The sequence below is a fragment of the Vibrio sp. 1F169 genome, from assembly GCF_041439605.1.
Lineage (GTDB): Bacteria > Pseudomonadota > Gammaproteobacteria > Enterobacterales > Vibrionaceae > Vibrio > Vibrio tasmaniensis_A.
Genome location: NZ_JBGOOI010000045.1, coordinates 1 through 725 on the forward strand (window position 1 = coordinate 1; position 725 = coordinate 725).

A 725-nucleotide genomic window follows, 5' to 3' on the forward strand; every position below is an offset into this window, starting at 1 on the left:
TTTATCGCCCAAACTGGTTAAATTTTAACAGTGACAACTACCCTGCCAGATAGGGGATGGGTAAGAAGTGAAAGTCAGAAGAACAGCTTCTGATTGGGTACTCTCTGCACCATTAATAACTAGCGCCACCATTAGCTTTGCCATACCTCTAGTTATTCATGAGTTGCTAATGTTCGATTTTGCGAAAGTGATAATTGTCCATAAATGATTTAAGTTGTGTGATTTGTTGGGGGATCTGTTCGTCTTCGGTTGTTAAATTTCAAACCCTGATAATGATAGGAGTGCAGCGCGACGACTATTAGTGATTACCACAGTGTCATTGTCTGCTGAATGTGTTGGAAGATTCTCGGTAGGATGGTTTTGCTAATTGCTGATGGAATTACCGCAATGTATCCATTGCTACATACATAGTCGGAAATTTAACTCTAAGCCTAGACGTGGTGCTAGTTGGTCGGTGATTCTTGATACGATTTGTCGATGGAGTTACGTGGTGAGCGCATTGCAGTCTATTAGCTTGCGAAATTCCCATATGTGACCTGCCAACATAGTCAGAGCAGTGGTGTGGTTATGTCTTTAATGCAGCGAAATATTATGTTCCAAATCCGCGGTTTTATCATAGACAAAGACTAATGAATTGCTGGTGGTGATAGGTTTTAGCTATTAGCTATTAGCTTGCGAGATTTCCATATGGGTCATGCCAACATAGTCAGAGTAGTGGTTTGGTA